This window comes from uncultured Campylobacter sp. (genome assembly GCF_938031315.1).
Classification (GTDB): domain Bacteria; phylum Campylobacterota; class Campylobacteria; order Campylobacterales; family Campylobacteraceae; genus Campylobacter_B.
Genome location: NZ_CALHHT010000460.1, coordinates 1 through 1,254 on the forward strand (window position 1 = coordinate 1; position 1,254 = coordinate 1,254).

The 1,254-nt window shown below is 42.8% G+C and carries 1 protein-coding gene; it reads left to right on the forward strand.

All coding sequences use genetic code 11. The features are described 5' to 3' along the window. Nucleotides 1–150 precede the first annotated feature (150 nt). Nucleotides 151–939, forward strand: a complete 789-nt coding sequence (locus Q0236_RS11450) for a transporter substrate-binding domain-containing protein (RefSeq protein ID WP_297918111.1) — start codon at nucleotides 151–153, stop codon at nucleotides 937–939. The last annotated feature ends 315 nt before the right edge of the window (nucleotides 940–1,254 follow it).

Sequence of the window (1,254 nt, forward strand, 5' to 3'; positions counted from 1 at the left end):
AAAAAGCGGCGCCGTTTTAAATTCTAAATAAAATTATTCATCAAAATTTAGCCAAAAAACTTAGGCGAAATTCCTGATTTTAGCTGAGTATAATCTCTTTTCATTTATAATTAGCCACCGAATTCCACGTAAATAGATTAAGGAGAAAAGATGAAAATACTCATTGCGGCGGCTTTACTTTGCGTATCTCTTTTTGCAAACAGTTTGGATGAGATCAGAAAAAGCGGCGTCATCCGCATAGGCGTATATAATAACCAGCCTCCTTTCAGCTCCCTTACGGACGGCAAATTCGTGGGTTTTGAGGCGCAGCTAGCGGGCAAAATCGCTAAAGATATCTTCGGCGACAATCCCGGCAAGACCAAATTTATCCACATCGCGACCGACAGAAGGATGAGCGTTTTGGAAAAAAATGAGGTCGATATGGTCGTAGCTACATTTACTCCGACGCCTAAACGCGCGCAGAGGGTGGACTTTTCGGATCCGTATTTTAAGGTGCAGGTGGGTATTTTGGCGCACGCAGACGATAATATCACGAGCCTAGGCCAGCTTCACCAGAGAAAAATTTTCGTCATAAAATACTCGCCCATCCACAACTTTTTAGCAAAAGAGGGCTTTAGAAAGAATTTGAAATTTTGCAAGAGCTCGGCGAAGTGCTACCATGCTTTTAAAAGGACGAAAAACGCCGTGCACGCCGACGATAACCTCATCTTAAGGGCGTATGCGATCATAGATAATAAAACCAAAGTCGCGCTTGATGGGCTCGGAAACCAAACCTTCAACGCCATTGCCGTGCAGAAGGGCAACAAGGAGCTTTTGGATTTTATCAATTCCGATCTTGCGCAGCTTAAAAAGGACGGCTTTTTGGATAAATTTTTCGACGATACGCTAGCCATCCACTACCGCGGCACCGTCGATAAGAAGGAATTTCTGCTCGATTAAACTTTGTAAATTTAAGCGAGCCGTTTAAAATTTTAAGCGCCCGCAACCCCTCGCTTAAAATTTCGGCTTTAAATTTTAAAATTTCGCGATTTTCGGTCGGCGCTTTTTGCTTTTGCGCTTTGTGCCGCGCCGTAAATTTAAAATCTACGCGTCTGTTTCTTGCTAAAAATTTTATGCCCAAGATTGCGGGCGCGGATTAAATTTTAAAATTTTAGACCACGTTTTGGGCTGCGGATAAAATTTGCGGCTTTGGCGCCGAGATTTAAATTTAAAAACTTCGCAGCTTGCCGGCAAATTCTAAATTTATGCAGCGCA